The sequence below is a fragment of the Myxacorys almedinensis A genome, assembly GCF_010091945.1.
Taxonomy (GTDB): Bacteria; Cyanobacteriota; Cyanobacteriia; order Leptolyngbyales; family Leptolyngbyaceae; genus Myxacorys; species Myxacorys almedinensis.
The window spans coordinates 1-589 of the sequence record NZ_WVIE01000077.1 but is presented as its reverse complement, the minus strand read 5'-3'; the positions used below and the strand labels follow the sequence as shown (position 1 = coordinate 589).

1 protein-coding gene and 1 pseudogene are annotated in these 589 nt (G+C 47.2%); both read left to right on the top strand.

What is annotated here, in order from left to right; all coding sequences use genetic code 11:
• Positions 1–299: pseudogene (locus tag GS601_RS22710) on the top strand (hypothetical protein); the annotation flags it as partial.
• Positions 300–391: 92 nt separating this feature from the next.
• A partial coding sequence (locus tag GS601_RS23460) for a hypothetical protein (protein ID WP_238393471.1) occupies positions 392–589 on the top strand: 198 nt, incomplete at its 3' end.

Genomic DNA, 589 nt, shown 5'->3' with positions numbered 1-589 from the left:
GAGACTGGTACGCGAGTCCCAACTTTCGGGGTTGCCCGTTTATTAATGCTGTTCTAGAAATTGCGGATGCTTCCCACAAAGCCCATCACGTCTCAATCAATTTACGTGAGTCAATCCGCCAAATCATTGTGAGATTAGCAGCCGAGGCAGGGGTCAAAAATCCAGACCTATTTTCGCGGCAGTATTTACTGCTCATCGGTGGCGCAAGCCTAATGGCAACGATTGAACAGTCATCAGAGGGAGCAACCTTTGCCCAGACTGCTTTATCAGTTCTCATTGATGCGAATGTCGGCGATTAGAGTGAGGGCTGATTGCTTGTACTGTTTTTTGTACTCCCCCATCCCTTAGATGCACCCTCATTCATCTGAGTCACGATGATGACCCACAAAATTTGGAGGGACGATACGCTATCGATCGGCGCAACCACCTCACTCAAATTCGGACACAACTTAAATTAGCGGAAGTTGCCCTCCGACAAGCCGTTGCCCTGGCTGCAACCGCTATACAGAATGAAGAGATTCTAGCTATTAATCAAGAAACTCAGCTAGAACTATTTCCAGATTGGCAGTCAAATTTCCAAATTGAGCGA